Source organism: Vibrio sagamiensis NBRC 104589, from assembly GCF_007990935.1.
GTDB classification, from domain to species: domain Bacteria; phylum Pseudomonadota; class Gammaproteobacteria; order Enterobacterales; family Vibrionaceae; genus Vibrio; species Vibrio sagamiensis.
Genome location: NZ_BJXJ01000052.1, coordinates 1 through 18,548, shown reverse-complemented (window position 1 = coordinate 18,548; position 18,548 = coordinate 1). Strand labels below are relative to the sequence as shown.

The following is an 18,548-nucleotide window of genomic DNA, read 5'->3' as shown; positions in this document are numbered from 1 at the left end:
ACTGTGCCGACGGGGTATGAAACACGAAAATGCCCAAAATTGCGTAGACCTTTTACTCATTCGCATTCTATTCATGAGCTTTTTCCCTACTGAAGCTAACTCGATCTAGTTAATGAATTTAAATTCTCATTATTAGGCAACAATTCGTTCTCCAATAAGTATTGTTATGCTTTTCACTCGAACAATAACACTCGCTAGGGCTGTTTTTATATACAGTGCTTATTGCTGCTGTTAGAATAAGTCAGTTTTAGTGATTAAGATGGCATACGGCAGCATCGTTCGGTTTTTTTGAGCTACATATCTTAATTTGACCTTACATAATAAGGAACAACAATGAATATCAGTGAAGTAAACGGTTTTGAGGTTACGGGTTTTGCCATTCGTACAACTAATGCGGATGAAGTAGATCCATCGACTGCAAAAATTGGAGAACTTTGGGCAAAGTTTTATACAAATGCAGCTCCGAAATTGAATGAAAAATCAAAAGTTTTTGGTATTTATACAAATTATGAGTCTGATTTTACCGGGGTTTTTGACGTTATCGCTTGTTCGGATACGTTATCACCAGAAATATTACCAGACTCAGTAAAAGTGAATGTTATCTCTGGCAAATATGTAACTTTTTCTGCGAGTGGTGAAATGCCACAAGTAGTTATAGATCTTTGGGGTAAAGTCTGGAATTACTTTAGCTCTGAAAACTGCTTATATGAACGAGCATACACAACAGATTTTGAATACTATAAAAGCGCTCATGAAGTCGAGATTTCTATTGCTGTTAGATAGTTATATGATAAGCGTTTAAGTTTTCAAGGTACTTTTTTTTAATCTGCTCTAAACGATTTAGAACTCTGGATCTAAATCGTTTATGCCCATTTTCTTGTTGAGTTAATGTGTTCCAGCCATAAGAATAAGTAATATCTTTTTCAGAATTGATATGTCTAAAATTCTCATTACTTTCTAATCCTCCAGATAAAATTCACATACTCCGCTATTAAAAACATAGCATCACTCTGTATTTTAGATTATAGTCCGCTATGAATTTCATAGCGGAAAAATCAAAATGGAAAAAATTCCTTATCCTGGTAAACCAGTTCGTGGTTCGGTAACAGGCAATCCAATCATGGCATTGTTTGATCTGCTTGGAAGACGCTGGGCTATGGGAGTTTTATGGCAGCTGTGTTCAGGTGGAGCTTGTACATTTCGTGAGTTACAGAACCGCTGTGAGTCTATTTCTCCTGCTGTTTTAAATTCAAGAATTAGAGAATTAAGACAGGCAAAGCTAATTGAAAAAGGCGAATTAGGTTATCAACCAACCGAATTAGGTAAGGAGATAATTTCATCAATTTATCCCTTAAAAAGTCTCGCGGAGCAGTGGGTTGAATCACTTAATGATATAGAAAAATAAAGCTTATCCATACGATTCTAGAGGCGAACAAAGTCATCACTGTGATCAGAGTGACAAACGAAAAAAGGAAAAATTATGTTTATTGTGTCAATAACATACATTAGTGAAATGTCTCAGATAGATAAGTACCTTGACGCTCATATTGAGTACCTAGATAGGAACTATGAGAGAGGAGTTTTTATTGCTTCTGGAAGAAAAGTTCCACGAAGTGGCGGAATCATTCTCGCAAAAGCTAGAAACCGTAGTGAACTAGAAGAAATTCTAAACGATGACCCATTTAAAATTCATAATCTTGCCGATTATGAATTAACGGAATTTTTGCCTACAAAAGCTGCATCTGAGTTTTCTTCTTTAATTCAATAATGCTATCGATTATCTGATATGAAAAAATGATAATTGTGGTACTGCGACGTTGCCATAACTCAGTAGCAAATGCACACTAACAACGAGTCTAAGAGGACGGCCTTTTCCATATCTGTATTTGTTAATGATTTGCTAAATTAGTGAGGTTGCTATCAAGGTTTTGTCCAGAACCTTTACAGGTGGCACTTCGGAACTCAGAAGTGCCCCAAAGTGCGTTTAGACTATCTATAAATATCATTTACATAATTCGTTCAAAAACGGTCCACATATGAATAGCTCATTTGACTAGGTGATTACATTTTTACTCACTACTCTTCAGCGAAATATTGAAGCTGTGACCCTGTGTAGGACAAACATAATCAATATCTTAACTTATGTTATTGAACGTTATCTCTAATCCGATATAACTTGTATAAAATTTTTTTAGAGGAGACATAAAGTGATAAGAGAGATAAAAGATGACGACTTTGAAATATTCTGGCCATGTTTCAAACAGATAATCGAAGAGCAAGAAACGTATGCATTCGACCCTACAATGGAATACGAGGAAGCACTCGAACTGTGGTGTAAGTCCCCATTAAAGACATTTGTTTATGTAGAAGGTGACCAAGTTCTAGGGAGTTACTACATAAAACGAAATGCAGAAGGGCCTAGTAGCCATATCTGCAACTGTGGTTTCATGGTGCAAGGCCAGTCTCGTGGCAAAGGAATTGCAAAAAAGTTGTGTGAGCACTCGCTGGAAACTGCCATTAATTTGGATTTTAGGGCTATGCAATTTAATTCTGTAGTGTCCTCTAATGCAGTGGCGGTTAATTTATGGAAGAAACTAGGTTTTACCATAATAGGCACGATCCCCTTAGCCTATCTTCACCCAAAGCTTGGTTATGTTGATAGTTTTATAATGCACAAAACACTAGTCAGTGAAGTCGAAGATTCTATCGGGAACGGATACTCGTAAAAGCGTTACAATCCTCAGTGTGATTAGATGGTAAACCTTGTCAGTAAGAGATATCCAGAACCTTCATAGATGGCACTTCGAAACTCAGAAGTGCCCCATTATCAGCCAGAGTAAATACTCATTCATATACTGTAGGACTTACGCATTGATAGCACCTTTCAATTTTGGTAGCAAGGTTTCTTTACCTTTCGCAAAATGTTTAATGAAGACACCAACAACATCTTTAAATAGTTCACGTTGATGCTGATAAATGTTGGTGAACTCTTGTGCTATCTGCATTTTTTGGAGATAAACAAAGCTCAAAATGCTTGAGAAGATGTGATTTCGTACTGGTCGCTCACTGCGCACTTGAAAGTGCTCAATATGACATACTTGCTTTATTGCTCTGTGATATTGTTCCATTTGCCAATGTTGATCATGAATGGTTTTAAAGTCATCATGCTGAAAAGGACTATCCTCTGGCAAGTAAACCACGTAGTAGCGATGCTGGTCTTTTAGCGTCGTTCTGAACAACTTGACCTTGCCAAACTCTTTAAGCCAAACCTCTAAACCGTCACAAGGAACATCAAGGTACTGAATTTGCAGCCATTGGCCTTTTTCCTGCGATACCGTCCTGTTTTTCTCGACAGCAAACATGAAACCTGTCTGATGGTTTTTAATCGTCTTCAGATTCCTGACGCAACTATACCAAGAGTCTCCCGTTACAAACTTTGGCTTTAGCCCCCAATCTAATACTTCTGCCAGCATTTCACGGAAATAATCATTTTTAGTCTTGCCTTCTGATTTATCGCATATCCTGTAATTGACTGGCATATGGCGACCATTAGTGTCGGTATAATAAAGGGTTACGAGGTTAATTCCTTTGACTGCTCGATGGTGTTTCCCTGACCAAAAATGACTCACCAGCTTTACGTGATGACTGTAAGGTTTATCGAGTACACTATCATCAACACTCAAAGTGCCGCCTACAAGACATAGATCTTGATCAACCTCATCAAATAAGTCTTTCGGTTGATAATCTTCACGATGAAGAAAGCGGTTAACGCTATCGTGAGAGATACCCGTCACTTCTGCCAATCTTGTGCATGTTGATGATTTTGGTTCACTGATCAAAAATCCCATATATTGTGGAAGAGTGCATCTAGCTGTAGTTGGGCGAGTAGTCTTTCTTACTTCCATCCTTGAAAAGGCCGATTATAACCGGTACCAAATTTCAAAACACTCTGTCAATGCGTAAGTCCTAAATGAGTAAGTTATAATGAAGCTAAAAAAAAATAAAAGTTTATTATCTTTTACAAGTTATCATAATTACTCATAAATAGTTGGTTCATCTTGTCTCCATTTTTTGTAACAGTGAATTTGTTATTAAGCACAATATTTTGAAAATCAGTGGACAGAAAGCGTCTAGTATTCGAATGATTGTTATCATCAATTTCGATAAATGCAGCCATTCGCAAGTAGATAAACTTGAGCGCAGAGAAATATAACGATTTCACCAAGCTTTAAGACTTTCTGTCAACGTGATGAATAAATTTAAACCTAGCGGATGCAATCAATGCCAACTCCACCAGTTCGAGTCACCTCTTCTCATTCTTTTAAACCATCCAAAAAAGAGACTATAGATAACTCTTCAGCCAAGGGGGCTTTGGGTAAAAAAATAGTTAGAATTGGAACAGCAGATAAAAATGGGGGCAAATTATTTAATCCTTCGCATATGCTTCGTGATGAGAGTTTTCGGAAGCAAAAGCTTGCAAACCTATCGGGATTGGGGGCTGAATGGCAAATCGAACCTTATGGCAGTATAGCTAAGGTCAATTTGCCTTTACAGACGGTATTTGCCCCCTTGGATGAAAAAGCAAAAAAAGCACAAATAAAAGAGGCCGAGGAGTTTATCGAGAAAGGCTATAACGAGCTAGTTATCTCTATTAAGAAAGAGATGTTGCCGTCTTTGGAGAAGAGGATTGCAGAGATAAGGAAGGCACGAGATAGTCAAGACTCTTATCTGGGGCCAGACGAAAATACACTCAAGAAGATTGAGTTGTACATCAATAAGTTTGAAGGGTGGGACAGCCTTGAATCTAAGCCTAAGAATAGAGGCTTAGCCTACCAAATCGCACGTCATATCGAAACCAGTATTAAAGCCGTTGATGAGGCGCTAAAACTAGGGCAGATGAATGCACGTATTGGTGATTTATCACAATGGCACGCAAACGTTACCAATGAATTTTTGCAGAAAAATGACTTTTTCAAGAAGCAAAATAAAGATGGTACTTCTACCTATGAGCCCAGACGGGCGATGAAACAACTCAGTAGCTCTTGGGGACAGAAGCTAATGACTAATCATCTCACTATGCTGCGCACCGAGGTTATGAATGAGCTTAACAGGAGTAATAATCAACTGTGCAGCTTGTGGGCAAAGATGGATAGGTATGATAGAGAGGTATCAAATACCAATCACTTTTCTATGTCTAGAGAGATAATTGGCGATATCCAAAGAGTTGTTCGTGTTAATGCAAAGGAGTTTCGTGGCAATGCTGGACGCTTTAAAGATCCGAAAAAGGCATGGGGATATGAAACATTTACAGTTACCCAGAAGCCGACTTTTGCCGAGACAGTAATCGCTATATTTAAACATTCCAACAGTCAAGCGAGTCAGGCGATGAGCTCGCTCACTAAGGCTTTGGGAAAATTGCCATCGGATACATTAGGCGCCTTGAAAAAGCTGCCACAGCAAGCCTCGATGGCTTCACATGTTGCTGGTCATTGGCGAGATGTCCCCTATAAAAAAATGGCTGCTCTTTGGCCGGGTACCATTAGTGCCCCCTCAACATTATCAGGCGAAGAACAGAAGGTTAAGTCCATTGTCCGCAGTATGTATTGGCTGATGCAGCAGCCAGCACTGCGTATGCAGTATGATTTTAACCCCTTGCAAGCAGCAGCGACTCATCTGAAGAAAGATAAGCCGTTGGACGCAGATTTTACCACAGAGGCTATGCAAGATATTGGACTTACATTTACTATTGACGACATGGTAACCGGGAAAGCGAGCGGACAAAATCAAGCTGATCCGCTTAGCAAAATGGACAAAGCAACTCAAAAAAGTGCATTTAGGGAAAGTTGTGATAAGGCGATTAAAGCGTCAGATGACATCCTTGAACAAATTGATGAGTTGCCAGATTTGATGCGTCAGCTTATTGATTCACAAAAAAAAGATCTGTCTAGCTGGGGGAAGGATCTTTTGGATAAAGAACTCAAAGTAATAGATGTGCCAGAGTTTTATAAGTCCTTAAAGGGACAGATAGACAAAATTAAACAGGCTACGAGAAATAAATCGACTTTTACAGAAGAAGAATTAGGCAAGATTATTGATCTAACTCGCATTGCTAACCTATCTGGGCAAGGCGAATTAGATAACCTCGATTTTAAGGCTCTTTCTTTGACAGGTAAACGCCTCGAGCCTTTTTCCAGACATGCAAAAGTCGCCAAGCACTGGGGAATAAAGGCACAACAGATCATGCCGGAGGATGATATTCCGGAAGTTGAATCTTTACGTCAAATGCTGGAAAACGACGGATTATTAAAAGCTGTGATTTCAGAAGAGGATCCAAAAGGTATTTTATTTGCAACACGCATGCGTCAGGAGTGGCAGTATGCACGTGATGAAAAGACCATTCTGCCGAAGACGCCAGAGCAGCATCTCGCGGAAGAAAAATCTTTCGCTGAGTTTGTGACCAAATGGGGACAGAAGCAGGTGGGTCGTGGAGCCATTTATGCTGTCATTGAAGGTGGTGTTGACTTTGCTGGGGTAAACGTGACCTTAGTAAAAGGAACGGTGAAAGCTGGGGTTAAGACGGCTATTGCTTCGTTCACTATTCCTTATAAGGTGCGCCAGATAAAAAATGGTGTGATGCCAGGAGAGGATTACCCCTATAAAGTGGTGCAAGATGTCGTAAATAATAGACTTAAGCAGCTTGGTTTTAAGGCTGCAATGTCGTTTGTGCCTCGTCCAATCAAAACAGCCGTTGGTGGCGCGGTTGTGATGAGTGCCTATACACATAATGCAATCGTAGACCCTAAAGATAAAATTAAAATGGACTCGTGGTTCAAGACCTTAGCAATAGAAGGTGGGGTAACTGGCGCCTTCGTTGCAGTGAACAAGGTTATGCAAGTAAAGGCTCAAGCCGATTTCAAGAACATTCAATTACCAGAGTATAAGGAAAAACTGGCTCAAGCGTACGAGGAGTATTCTAACGGGCTCAAAGCGCAATTTGAGGAAATGAAGACACAGTTCAGGACAGAAATGGAGGGAGTACTGCCTGAAGAAGTTATCAATGAAATGATTGCGACTCAGGAGACGTCTTTCCCAGATGATTTAGCCGAAATGCAGGCTCAATTTAGACAAGAAATGTCGGCAAGCTTTGATGAAAAAATGCGAGACTGGCAAAAGCAGGGACTGGTTAAAGAGTGGGATCCCTTGTTTGCAGAGGAAGTGAGCAACGAAAGTATTGAAAGCGGTAGTCTTGGTATTGATACTGACAATGCAGATACTGAAGCCGCTGGCCCTGATTTCCAAGGAATACAATTGGGCGGAAGTAAAGCATACCGAGTCAAGGTTAGAGCTCACCTAGAAACCCTACAACAGACCCCAGAGGGGAAAAATACTCTGGAAACAATGAATGAGCTAGGGATCACCATCAGCCCTCACCGTGCAGGAGAGCCTTTGCGTACTGATGAAAATGGCCAAGAATATTATGCTAATTTCGCCAGTCCTTTAACAAAGACCATTTATTTCGATCCTTGGAATACTTTGTTCACATCAAGTACAGATGACCTTGAGACTCGATCTTGGCTTAAGTGCGATCCCACAATATCTTTGGCTCATGAAGTGCAGCATATTGGTCTTCATAGTAACCCAGCAATAGTCAATGCTCATGGTGAGGTTTTCATTCTTAGGGGAGATGGTGACCCAATGAATGAACACCTTGTCAGTGGGGTCGATTACACCGACGCTTTAGGAGATACGTTCTACTTTTCTGACCCTAAATGGGTTGAGAAACATGTTTCGAGAGCCTCGGGAACTAAAGAGTTCGTAACCGAAAACGATTATCGGCGTGCGTTCTACGGTTATAGGAAAGAGAAACCTGTCTTAAGGGAAGCCTATTGGACTGGCCTAGATGATATCTGGAGTGATGACATCAAGCCGTTTGATGCTCAAGATAACTGGAATGAACAAGAGGATGTTACAGACAAAGAGGTCTCTTTAGCTCGGTATGCTCGTCATCGTGGAACTGAAGGGGAACAGAACTATCAGAGCAAATCCAGACGTGCTAGGTATAAAGCAACCAAAAAATTTTACACGCGCTTCAAGGGTGATATCGAGCAGGTAAAGGTGAAATTTTATAAGAAGATCAGAAGTATATATAGCACTGATGGTCGATTAGAGTTTCTTGAAAAAAATCTCAATAGAATGGAGAAAATGGCGGCGCAAGCCAGAGGGAACAAACAATCAGCATTTTTTGCTGAGGTTATTTCATTGTTGAAGCAAGCTGCTGACTCCAATGACACCAGTCATTTCCGTGATGCCTTGCGCGCTTTCCGTCCTCCTTTGACCGATATGGATGAGGATATCTTAGATAACATTTATGGCTCTGATTTTCCCAAGCACAAGTTTATCCAACCTATGATTGATTACCATAAGTTCTTAGTAGAGTACTCTCTAGCGTATAGTGAAGAGGAGTTTAGTGCCTTTATTGAACAAGAGGACTTTATTGCTAGACAGCCAAATACAGGCGCTCCTCGGGGAATGACTATTAATGATGAGTTTCGCTTTGAAACACGCTCGATAATTAATAATATGAGTAACAAGTCCTATCGAGACAAACTCCTCGAAAATAGCGTCATCGCACAAATGAATGCCATTAAAAACGATCTTAAGATCAGTGGAAATAATATTTCTCCTAAGGACTATAAAAGGATCATTACTGAGCTTAGGGCGAGAAAAGAAGCAAGCATAAGGCCTTATGATAAAATAATCTATACCTTGTCAGAGCACGCATTTGAGTCAGAATTTGAACATGGTGAATATGGTACTCGAGTAAAAAATATAACAACAGAAATCTATCAGCGTCCAAGTTTTGATGAATTTAAGATACCTTTGCTGCCAAGCGAAGATCTCTATGTTAAGAATCATCCAGAGCTTGACCAAGAGACAGTGCTGTCAAAGATTCTTCAATATCGAAATGGAGATCTTGAAGTTCTGCATGAAGACGGGGCTCAGCTAGAAAAACTCTATTTGGATGGGCTACAAGATAAAACACTCCCCAATGGCAATGTTTATACCAAAGCGCAGCAAATTGAAGATATTACGGTTCATGGCGGTCTATTTGCTTACGAAAGGTCGGTTATAAGAAGCCATAAAATGGCTGGGCTTTTAGGAGATTTACATCACCGTACAATAGGCAAAAAATATTGGGCACAACGTGGTATATCAGAGCCTGAAAAAGTCAAATACGTATATAAATATCCCGAACTTCCAGCCGCAAATATCTATACTATGCCCAGTGAGGGGGATAGTCGTAAAGTCCAAGTTGAAAAGCTGGAAAAGGTGACTTGGGATGTCAGCTATTATAGGTTGATAGAACAAAAAATGGGCAAGCATTACTTACATTCAGTTAATAAGGCTGAGCTAGGGAGTGATGATGTCAATTGGGACCCAGAAAAGTACGGTAAAATATTAGAAAAACGCGCAACCTCCTTGGTTGATTCCATGACAAATAAGGGTGATCGAGAGTATGTAAGGAACACGTTGCAAAGCGCATTAAATCCGCCTAAATTTACGACCTCGACAGAGGCCTTACCTTTCTTTATTAAGCCGAAAATAGGCGACTACCCACTGGAGAACATGTTGTTTATCAAGGATGGTAATAAGCATATTATGATTAGCTTAATGCCACCCGGAAATATTCGAGTTTTTGATTCGTATGAAAAAGTTGATAGATTTGTCCGCAATAAAAGTAATCATGAATTTCTTCTATCACATGCTAGTTTAGCAAACCAAATGGACGGTAGTACAGCTAGCGGTATGGAATCTATCCTGGAAGATGTCGCCGCTCACCGCTATGTAAATAGTGGAGGGAGAACCTTAACTGTGGCAGGGAAAGAAATTTTCCCCTACCGTTCAGAAAATACAGTGCACAATAGAATGGACGGTCAGGGAATATTTCATCGTTTGGCTGTATCATCAATCGGTGATGGTGGAGGCGGTCATATAGTCAAGACAGATTTACTCCAAGCGCTTGGTGAAAGTTATTGGCAAGGGATCACAGGCTCTCATACTGTGGAAGTAGCGGGTGATTATCAGTTACCGGCTCGATACCAAGGTTTAGATGGAGAAGAGCTGTTTAAAAAGCTTTACAGTCCTCAAGTTAAAACTGATATGCAAAGACTGGTTGAAGGTAAAATCAATGAATTCGAAGAAAAGCATTTCTCAGATTATTCTGATCATCTCAAAGCGACATTTGACAGATTAGCCTCTTCAGCGGAGCGTAACAGAAGTTTAAGTCCTGAAGGAAAAGTCTTGATTCAAGAGATGAAAAATGGATCAACTGAGGTCGAAGTCTCCTTACCCGGACTGACGGGGAGGAGAGATGATTATTTCCCTCTGGAAGGTATGTTGCTGATAAAGAAAGGAAAACGCCACATCCTTGTTAGTCTGCAATCTGATGGGGCCCTTATCGAATTTGGTAGCAAACAATCCCTTCATCGATTTTTCAGTAACCCAGCGAATAGAAACTTCATACTTTCACACATGAGTGAATATGATAAACAACCCGTTCTACTAGGTGGAGATACTCCAGATAGGACATTAAACGATTTCGCGACGCACTCAGATCGTTATCACGGTACGAAATTCACAAGTGTGAATTATCGCGTGTCTAAAAGGGAGGTCGCTGATAATCTCGACCTAAATCATATTCCTCTCAATGGTAAGGATAATATATTCGATACCATTGGCAGAAGAAACTTGCAGAGGCTTAGGCAAGATGCTGATGCACAGCTGACTTCCCATGCAGAGTGGAATACAAAGAAAGCGCTTGAGGTTGTCGGCGGTGTATTGGCCGTTCCAGCATTTGCACTCAGTGTTGCTGCGATCGTCGTGAGTGGGGGCAGCGCTGCACCTGCTGTAATAGGAGGCATCACTGGGGCTGCAATGATTGTTGATGCTGCGAGCCTTGGTGTAGGACTTGCCGAAGGGATTTATCTTTTAGTTGAGGGAGATTCGGCCGAAGAGAGGGCTAGTGGACTCATTCCTCTTGCTTTAGCTCCTCTGGATGCGCTAGGGCTAGTGTCTAGTGCTGGTGATGCTCTCAAGGCGTTAAAGGCGCTGAAATCGGCACGACAGGCTGGCGGAGCTTTAGGTGATGCCAGTTCATTTGTTGATGATGCCTTGACTGGTTTGAGAAGACAAGGTCAGGATATAGATGATCAGCTGGCTAAAATACGTAGTGCTCTGGATGATCTCGATATCGTACAAGAACCTTCATATGCTGAGCATGCATTTGAGGAAATAGCAAGGCCATTTAGGACTAACCAACAAAATATTTTAAGAGCAGGAGATGCATACAAAGATGAACATGGTAAGCCTATCCTAAATTCATATCTGAACGATGCTAAAATTGATGTTGCTAAGTATGAGAAGGACTATGATGCCTACCTCAAAACCTTAGATCTAGATCCTGATTCAGAACAATACATAAAACACATAGTAACACTTGAAAAAAATAAGAAAAAGTTATCGAATATTGCAAAGAGCCGAAATCAACAACAACAAGACCTTACTAGCAAGGGTGTTGTATATGAGGAAACTAATGAAAGAGCGATCAGAGAAATCAATAGACTGGAGAAAAGTTATTCTGGCTTTAAGCCGGAGGTCATAAATGGTTCTCCTCACGGTTTCCAGCTAATTAAGGGTAGTGGTGAGAATGCCAAAAGACTTATTCTGAGCGCTCATGGTGCTTTTGAACCTGGAAGAAACCTTCATATTATCGTTCCACGAGGGAAGAAGGTTGTATTCTACGGGCCACACGGTAATACGCTAGCTGACGTTCCTGATAAAGCCTTTGACCCTATAACGTCAAGTAAAGAAAGACTCGGTATGGATTTGTTTATCAACGGGGAACCTAAGAAGTATGCTTCTCTTTCTGCTGGGAAAAGTTATGAATTTGGCGATTTTGATGATGTAGATTTGCTGTCTGCGACGGGTCTTGAAGGTCTTAGTTCATATGGCGGAAAGATAAGAGACTACAAAGTAAAGCATTTTGAGAAATCTCCACTGAATGCTGCAGTAGCCGCTGTGTGGGAAAACCGCGTCAAGTACAGTGCAGGTGAGAATGTTATACCATCGGATATACTCATTGTTGAAGAAATGGCAGGTTGGGATAAATCACTTAAAAATATCGTAAATGAAATGAGACCTCCTTACGGCAGCTTAAAAGATTATGATGAGGTGGTATTTTATGCTTGCCGTGAGGAAATGCATGGTGGTGGAAAAGGCCCAAGCTCTTCCGTTCACTTTAATACAATGGTGCCGAGATCAACCAGTCAAAACTTACGAAGTGCACCAGCCACAAATGGCTTATCACAGAACCCCATTACCTCTCAAACGGTCGTTACCCGTGTAGTAATGACTCGTACCGCAAATGGGATTAAAATTGCCCATCAAGATGTTGGGCAATTGGTGGACGACATTGAGGCCTCCGAATCTAACCAAATAGATAGCTTCAGTGACATATATCGAATATATGACCAACAGAGCAGTATTCAACAATGGGGTGATTGGATAAAAAACAATAAAATTGTATTGCTGTCGTTTTTCGAAAAAATGGCAAATGATAATTCCGAAATTTTTCTGGAATATAGATCCAAGTATGGCAACACCGCACTGGATCTACTGTTGAGCGTAAAACGTTTAAAAAAAGTCATTGAAAATCCCAAGGTTTTCCCAAAAGATATAGACAGTGCATTTGATAACGCGGTTAAGTCGCTCAATTCAGCATTAGAAACTAAGGGACAATAGTCACGCAGAGATGACTATATAAGACGGCTGGAATAATCCAGCCGTTTCGTATCCGCTCAATACCCCCCTCTAGCAGGATAGTTGTCACTGTTAAAAATTAACCAGTTAGGGCGTAAGTAGAATACTGTTTATATGTATTTCCCTTACCAAGTCCAATCCGGTAAAAGAGGGTAAGACCATGCTCATTTTGGTTTGAGCAGGCGAAAATCATATTGCTCAGACACCGCTGGAGTTATACGGAAACTTTCGGCAATTTCTGAAGTTCACACCCTAGGCGCTAGGCAATACGGACATTAGATTGAACGTGAGTATAATTAGCGTTACCCTTGGTTGCATATAACTACGGAAAAAACCCGTCGATTTGCATAGGTAATCCTAAAGATATTATTTCTTTGGTTTATGTTGATTACTTAACTGTGTGTTATACGGGGTACAACTGAAGTCGCATAAGGCCACACGCGACAATTAAAAAATAGAATTGATTGAGCTGGTTAGCCTGAGAGATCCCAAAGTATGTGAGTGAAGAAACTAAGCAGCCTGTAATGATTATTCGCTTGCGGCCAATGATGTCCGACAGGTGCCCAGTGTAAAAGCCAGCAATTACTCCAACAAGAGCAGACATCGCGAGCATAAAACCAACTTCAGTCGCCGTAGCACCATATTCACGATATAAAGTGATTACTAAAAAGGGCCAGGCCATATCATGATATATATAGATTATATCGATTATGATAAAGGTACTTTATGAGTATATTTCTGCACGAAAGTAAGAATGCTTATTAATATACTGTTATGTTTTTTGAGGAAATATGGATATACGGAAGATCACCACCGCCGAGGTTTTACCTATTAGGCATCTCGTTTTATGGCCTGATAAATCGCCTTCTTTTTGCGAAGTTGAAGGTGATAGCTCGGCAATTCATTACGGTGCGTTTGTTGATGGAAAATTGGTTTGCGTAGCTTCTGTTTATATCAATGGACATGAAGCAAGGCTCAGAAAGTTCGCTACTTTGCACGAATATCAAGGGCAAGGAATTGGCTCTAATGTTATAGAGCAAGTCGTTCGTGAGTTAAAGCTGGCAAGCGCAAGCTACTTCTGGTGTGACGCGCGGACTTCAGCGTTATCTTTCTATCAGAAATTTGGACTATGCGCTGAAGGCGAAGAGTTTCAAAAATCAGGTGTATCTTACTTCAAAATGTCTGTTTCGTGGGCTTAAGAACTACAAACATAACAAATAAGGATATGTGTCGCGAAGCCGACACCTATCCAAAGTGTTGGACAAGCCCAAGCCATCTTATTTAAGTAAATATCATGGAGGGTGATATTAAAAGTCGAACATATCCTTATTTTTCCTCATGCCAGCTAGCCGAAATAGGGCAAAAACCTAACAAGGTTATGTCCAAAAGTAAGTTATAGACGGAACTCGAGCAGCTTTTAAATGATAGGTAGGTGAGGGCACTACCTATCTAGTGACGTACTCAGATATATCTAAGAGTTTAACCCTCCACATTGATCATTTTGTGTATTTGTGGCTCTTGAGCTAATGCGGTTTTATTCTGTGGATACAGAAAACCACGGGTTTACCCGTGGATGAATGCCTTTGGAGACGGTACGATGGATAAATGCAATATTACACCTCATCCCATAGTGTCTACTACACGAAGTATCACGTAGTTTGGGTAACTAAGTACCGTCGGAAAATCCTGAATCCTGGTATGTGCAGCTACCTACGGAAGGTTATGCCAAAGTTGCTGCGAAGTTTACCTGGCGTTGAGATCGAGACGATAGGCTTTGATGAAGATCATCTGCATATGATGATGCTTATCCCACCGAAATACAGTATTTCAGACGTCATGGGTAAACTAAAAAGCCAATCGTCGTACCACATGCGAAAAACGTTCAGTTGGCTAAGTAAGGTTTACTGGAAAGAGAGCATTGTTTGGTCGCCAGGTTACTTTGTCAGTAGCGTAGGCGTGAATGAACAAGTTATAGCGAATTACGTTAGACACCAGGGCGAAAAAGATTCTGGTCAACTCCGCATGGAGTTGTAACAGTAAGTACCCCGTTCATGCACGGGGGTATCTACAAAACTCAAATATCGGTGTGATATATGGCTGGGAATAGTGTTCGTCTAGGGCAGCTTGGTCGACCCAGTTTTCAACCAAGATAAGCTGATCTTTAGCTTTGTTTTCATATAGCTCAAAGCGCAAGCACCCCGCTTCTTCTCGAGTAGCAGTCAGAATGCCTTCAGCTTTTTGTTTGCCCTCCGCATAAAATTCACTTTTTGGGGTAATAAAAGCCACGAATACCAGTATTGCATGAAATCCAGAGCAAAATTGAAAGGAAAGGGGCTTGGTCAACTCGCAATTAAAGAGATGGAACAGTATTGTGCGGAACACTTGAACTGTTTAAAAGTCTGGTTAGATGTATTCGAATCAAACTCAAGAGGAATACATATTTATCAAAAGCTGGGCTATACGCAATTTAAAGAAGCGTTCTATGAAGGTAAAAAATTGTTATTCATGGAAAAAATGCTCTAACAAACGTTTAAGACTCAAGATGTTTTTTCTAATGTTCACGGAATGAGTTAGAGCCGAAGCTCAAGCAACTTTTAAATGATAGGTAGGTGAGGCCAATACCTACCTAGTGACTTACACAGATATAGCTGAGAATTTAACCTTCTACATTGGTCATTTTGTGTATTTGTGGCTCTTGAACTAGTGCGTTTTTATAAAACTCAAATATCGGTGTGATATATGGCTGGGCATAGTGTTCGTCTAGGGCAGCTTGGTCGACCCAATTTTCAACCAAGATAAGCTGATCTTTCGCTTTGTTTTCATATAGCTCAAAACGCAAGCAACCCGCTTCTTCTCGAGTAGCAGTTAGAATGCCTTCAGCTTTTTGTTTGCACTCCGCATAAAATTCACTTTTTGGGGTAATAAAAGCCACAACACTAAGCATTGTTTTTCTCCTTTTGGGTGGTAAATTGCCGCATCAATTTTTGGGTCAATACCATGATTGGTTTATTCAATAAGTAGGCCGCTGCGAATGAAGCAGGCCAAGCATTAATAAAGGCAAAGCCCCATCGACTGATGAAATCCTCTGTTAAACCGAGATTGATGTAAGTGACCCACGCGGACACCATACTTGACATCGCGCATGAGAACAGAGCAGTGAAAAAAAGTTTTGTCATAGCACTTCCTCCTGTCTGTATACTGTATGGATTTATCGTATCCTCAGCCATACGAGCTTTAGAACACTAAGATTGCGGAAAACCTTATGCTGGATGATTTTTTATTATTTGTTGAAGTAGCCCGTCGAGGCAGTTATTCAAAAGCTGCAATAGACTTAACAACTACCGCGCCTACCTTGTCCAAACGCATCTTATTGTTAGAAGAGAGATTAGGTGAGTCACTCTTTATTCGCTCCTCGAGGGGAGTCAAACTCACCAGCTTTGGTAAAGGGCTATTTGAACAGCTTGGCGAGACCACTCTAAATCTTCATCATGCTGTGACTGAAAGCTCGAAAAGTGAAGCAGTTTCCTTCGTCTTACATTGCCCACAAAACTTAATCATTGGCCAGCTATACCCAGCACTTGAATCCTTTCTGCTAGAAAAAAGTCATGTGGATGTCGTTATTGAGCCTGCCAACACAAATGTGCTGCTCAGCCAAACCTCTTTTGATTTAGCTCTGCGCTGTGGAGAGCAAAGAGACTCGTCTTTTTACCAGAAAAAGTTAGCCAGCATTGCCGTATGCCTTGTCTCAAGACGAGACTGCAAAAGCCAAGATCGACTCATTATGCCGTACTCTAAGACGCAAATTTCAAGGCAAAACTTATTAAGTATCGAGCGGCAATACTCCAAGGTTTCTCGGGTCAACGACATTACCTTGGTACGTAAACTGGTCGCGTCAGGCATGGGTGTAGGCTTATTGCCCATGACAGAGATCGCCGATTTGTATAGTGAGATGTCCGGGCTCGTTCAATACGACTCTGATATACTTTTTACTCGGCCTATGTATGCCTTGTGGGCGAATAAACCAAAGCCTTCGTCGCTGTCCCAAGATCTAATCACATGTATTGAGAGTTGTGTTCAAAACACTCCCGCTTTTCAAGGGCGCATGGTTGATTTGACGTGATTGGGTTGGCTGCTATGGAAAGTGGCTTATGATAAATTTAACGAAAGTAGAGTAGGGGCAAAACGAGGCTGCCTGTTATTGATAATGTTAGGGTTACATGGGGCTTGGTGGAAAATCTCAAATTAAAACTCATAAACTTAGAAAAACACTTGTTTAAAGCAGAGACCAGAGCTTCATATGGTGAATTGGATAAACTTATTTCAGATGATTTTACTGAAATTGCAGGAGTTGGAGTTCGATTCGGTAAAACGGAAGTTCTTTCTCGCCAGCCATCAGAACCGGCACCTGCAATAGAAGCATCTAATTTTGAACTAAGGCCTCTGTCACCAAATTGTGCGCAACTGCTCTATCAAGCGATGATGTTAAAAAGTGGTGAAACTACACCTATATTTTCATTACGTAGCTCAATATGGTCTTTGAACAATGGGAGATGGCAAATGAGCTACCATCAGGGTACTTTATGTGAGCCATTTGAAGCCAATACCGTATGAGAGTCCTAACAGCTTGCTCGATGCCGCTTCGCTGCACATTTTAGCAAGCTAGTATCAGCCCATGATTGGGCGGTATATCTTTGGAAGAATCGGTAAGGAAGCAGGTGTTTAATGGTGGATAAAATTACACTTTTTACAAGGCTAGAGCGCCAGATTCTTTCTGGTAAAAAGACTGCAACGATTAGGGATAAATCTGAAAGCCATTATTACCCGGGGCAGGTTGTTGAAGCACTTACTCACGAAGATGGGCGAAAAATCTGTAGACTAGAAATTGTCGGTGTTGAGCATGTGAACTTTGATAAACTCAACAGAAAGCATGCAAAAGCAGAAAATCTTCCATTTGTCTTCATGCTCAAATGGATCTTGCGAAAGATATGTTCATCAGACAAGAGCTTGTGTTTTATAAGCTTCAAAGTCGTTGATTAACAAGTCTGCAAGTTATGAAGCACATAGAACCACGCGCATCACAGGGCGTTTTCAGTTGGGAAACTATGAGAGCAAACTTTAAAAAAACGGAAGGTGACTATCTTGAGGCAACCATCGAATTAGATGGTGTCAATGTTGTTGTAATGGACGACTTTGGGGGCGATAGATATCAAGCTGGAGAAAATATCGATATCTGTTTATCAGTCGGCATCCATTATGAAGACGAAGAATGGGAGTCAATGTTTTCAGGTAATCCTGAAGCTAAGAGAGAGCTAGACCATCAGTGGGGCTGGCGCTATCGTGCATATGGTATCGTGACAGAAATAGATCCTGAGGTAATAGTTGATGTGGGTATTACACATCTATCAGCACCAATCGAGACTAGTGATCCAAGATTAGTAGGAGAAAGTATCGCATTTACTATCTATAGACTGGATGCTCACAGCAGCTAACAAGGCGCATCTGTCGGGCAACTTTTCTATACTCCAATTAATCCGTTACGTTCTAGTTTAGTTATGTCGCTGCTAAGCTTTTGTCCAAGAGCGTCTTAGGTTGAATTTTTACCCGTGGCACTTTCTAGCTCGAAAATGCCCCATTATGAGCTACTACCGAATTCGGCTCAAGAAATGAATGAATCCTTAGAATCAGCAAGGCTAGAGATTGATTCAGATAGGCAAAAGTTAGAGGATGTC

At 40.8% G+C, this 18,548-nt stretch carries 17 protein-coding genes; 12 read left to right on the top strand and 5 right to left on the bottom strand.

Features of this window, described 5'->3' with window-relative positions:
• Window positions 1-333: 333 nt before the first annotated feature.
• The 4 genes from VSA01S_RS17765 (at window position 334) to VSA01S_RS17750 (ending at window position 2,726) form a co-directional block, all read left to right on the top strand.
• Window positions 334-783 (top strand): GyrI-like domain-containing protein, encoded by a 450-nt coding sequence (locus tag VSA01S_RS17765; RefSeq protein ID WP_039983347.1) that lies wholly within the window; start codon window positions 334-336, stop codon window positions 781-783.
• A gap of 277 nt (window positions 784-1,060) precedes the next feature.
• Window positions 1,061-1,405 carry a winged helix-turn-helix transcriptional regulator gene (locus VSA01S_RS17760; protein WP_039983345.1) on the top strand — a complete coding sequence of 115 codons (345 nt, stop codon included), beginning with the start codon at window positions 1,061-1,063 and terminating at the stop codon, window positions 1,403-1,405.
• A 75-nt stretch (window positions 1,406-1,480) separates the two neighbouring features.
• On the top strand, window positions 1,481-1,768 hold the full coding sequence (locus VSA01S_RS17755; RefSeq protein ID WP_039983343.1) for a YciI family protein: 288 nt from the start codon (window positions 1,481-1,483) through the stop codon (window positions 1,766-1,768).
• A gap of 439 nt (window positions 1,769-2,207) precedes the next feature.
• Entirely contained in the window at window positions 2,208-2,726 is a 519-nt protein-coding gene (locus tag VSA01S_RS17750; protein WP_039983341.1) for a GNAT family N-acetyltransferase, read from the top strand.
• A 138-nt stretch (window positions 2,727-2,864) separates the two neighbouring features.
• Here VSA01S_RS17750 and VSA01S_RS17745 read toward each other — a convergent pair whose 3' ends face one another.
• Window positions 2,865-3,905 carry an IS701 family transposase gene (locus VSA01S_RS17745; protein ID WP_083932322.1) on the bottom strand — a complete coding sequence of 347 codons (1,041 nt, stop codon included), beginning with the start codon at window positions 3,903-3,905 and terminating at the stop codon, window positions 2,865-2,867.
• 376 nt (window positions 3,906-4,281) lie between these two features.
• On the opposite strand from VSA01S_RS17745, the gene VSA01S_RS17740 reads away from it, so the two are divergent.
• Window positions 4,282-12,801, top strand: coding sequence for a putative adhesin (locus tag VSA01S_RS17740; RefSeq protein WP_039983337.1), 8,520 nt, complete (start codon window positions 4,282-4,284; stop codon window positions 12,799-12,801).
• A 421-nt stretch (window positions 12,802-13,222) separates the two neighbouring features.
• On the opposite strand, the gene VSA01S_RS17735 is transcribed toward VSA01S_RS17740, so the two are convergent.
• Complete coding sequence (locus tag VSA01S_RS17735; RefSeq protein ID WP_227739667.1) at window positions 13,223-13,513, bottom strand: MFS transporter; 291 nt, start codon at window positions 13,511-13,513, stop codon at window positions 13,223-13,225.
• A gap of 97 nt (window positions 13,514-13,610) precedes the next feature.
• Here VSA01S_RS17735 and VSA01S_RS17730 point away from each other — a divergent pair, with 97 nt between their 5' ends.
• Both VSA01S_RS17730 and tnpA read left to right on the top strand, forming a co-directional pair.
• Window positions 13,611-14,018 carry a GNAT family N-acetyltransferase gene (locus VSA01S_RS17730; RefSeq protein WP_039983335.1) on the top strand — a complete coding sequence of 136 codons (408 nt, stop codon included), beginning with the start codon at window positions 13,611-13,613 and terminating at the stop codon, window positions 14,016-14,018.
• Between the two features lie 406 nt (window positions 14,019-14,424).
• Window positions 14,425-14,853: an IS200/IS605 family transposase gene (tnpA, locus tag VSA01S_RS17725; RefSeq protein WP_039983333.1), complete on the top strand. Its 429-nt coding sequence runs from the start codon at window positions 14,425-14,427 to the stop codon at window positions 14,851-14,853.
• 15 nt (window positions 14,854-14,868) lie between these two features.
• Here tnpA and VSA01S_RS17720 read toward each other — a convergent pair whose 3' ends face one another.
• The gene (locus VSA01S_RS17720; protein ID WP_227739666.1) at window positions 14,869-15,105 is read right to left on the bottom strand and encodes a putative quinol monooxygenase; all 237 of its coding nucleotides are present in this window, start codon (window positions 15,103-15,105) and stop codon (window positions 14,869-14,871) included.
• A 15-nt stretch (window positions 15,106-15,120) separates the two neighbouring features.
• On the opposite strand from VSA01S_RS17720, the gene VSA01S_RS17715 reads away from it, so the two are divergent.
• Window positions 15,121-15,342, top strand: coding sequence for a GNAT family N-acetyltransferase (locus tag VSA01S_RS17715; RefSeq protein WP_227739665.1), 222 nt, complete (start codon window positions 15,121-15,123; stop codon window positions 15,340-15,342).
• 133 nt (window positions 15,343-15,475) lie between these two features.
• Here the strand turns inward: VSA01S_RS17715 and VSA01S_RS17710 are convergent, their stop codons facing one another.
• Both VSA01S_RS17710 and VSA01S_RS17705 read right to left on the bottom strand, forming a co-directional pair.
• Window positions 15,476-15,763 carry a putative quinol monooxygenase gene (locus VSA01S_RS17710; protein WP_039983332.1) on the bottom strand — a complete coding sequence of 96 codons (288 nt, stop codon included), beginning with the start codon at window positions 15,761-15,763 and terminating at the stop codon, window positions 15,476-15,478.
• Window positions 15,756-15,995 carry a DUF2798 domain-containing protein gene (locus tag VSA01S_RS17705; protein ID WP_039983349.1) on the bottom strand — a complete coding sequence of 80 codons (240 nt, stop codon included), beginning with the start codon at window positions 15,993-15,995 and terminating at the stop codon, window positions 15,756-15,758. The genes VSA01S_RS17710 and VSA01S_RS17705 overlap by 8 nt, the downstream gene beginning before the upstream one ends.
• Window positions 15,996-16,081: 86 nt before the next feature.
• Here VSA01S_RS17705 and VSA01S_RS17700 point away from each other — a divergent pair, with 86 nt between their 5' ends.
• The 4 genes from VSA01S_RS17700 (at window position 16,082) to VSA01S_RS17685 (ending at window position 18,308) form a co-directional block, all read left to right on the top strand.
• On the top strand, window positions 16,082-16,939 hold the full coding sequence (locus VSA01S_RS17700) for a LysR family transcriptional regulator (RefSeq protein WP_039983330.1): 858 nt from the start codon (window positions 16,082-16,084) through the stop codon (window positions 16,937-16,939).
• Window positions 16,940-17,046: 107 nt separating this feature from the next.
• Complete coding sequence (locus tag VSA01S_RS17695; RefSeq protein ID WP_039983328.1) at window positions 17,047-17,430, top strand: nuclear transport factor 2 family protein; 384 nt, start codon at window positions 17,047-17,049, stop codon at window positions 17,428-17,430.
• A 111-nt stretch (window positions 17,431-17,541) separates the two neighbouring features.
• On the top strand, window positions 17,542-17,856 hold the full coding sequence (gene yqfB / locus VSA01S_RS17690; protein ID WP_039983326.1) for a N(4)-acetylcytidine aminohydrolase: 315 nt from the start codon (window positions 17,542-17,544) through the stop codon (window positions 17,854-17,856).
• A 14-nt stretch (window positions 17,857-17,870) separates the two neighbouring features.
• Window positions 17,871-18,308, top strand: a complete 438-nt coding sequence (locus tag VSA01S_RS17685; RefSeq protein WP_145993921.1) for a hypothetical protein — start codon at window positions 17,871-17,873, stop codon at window positions 18,306-18,308.
• Window positions 18,309-18,548 lie beyond the last annotated feature (240 nt).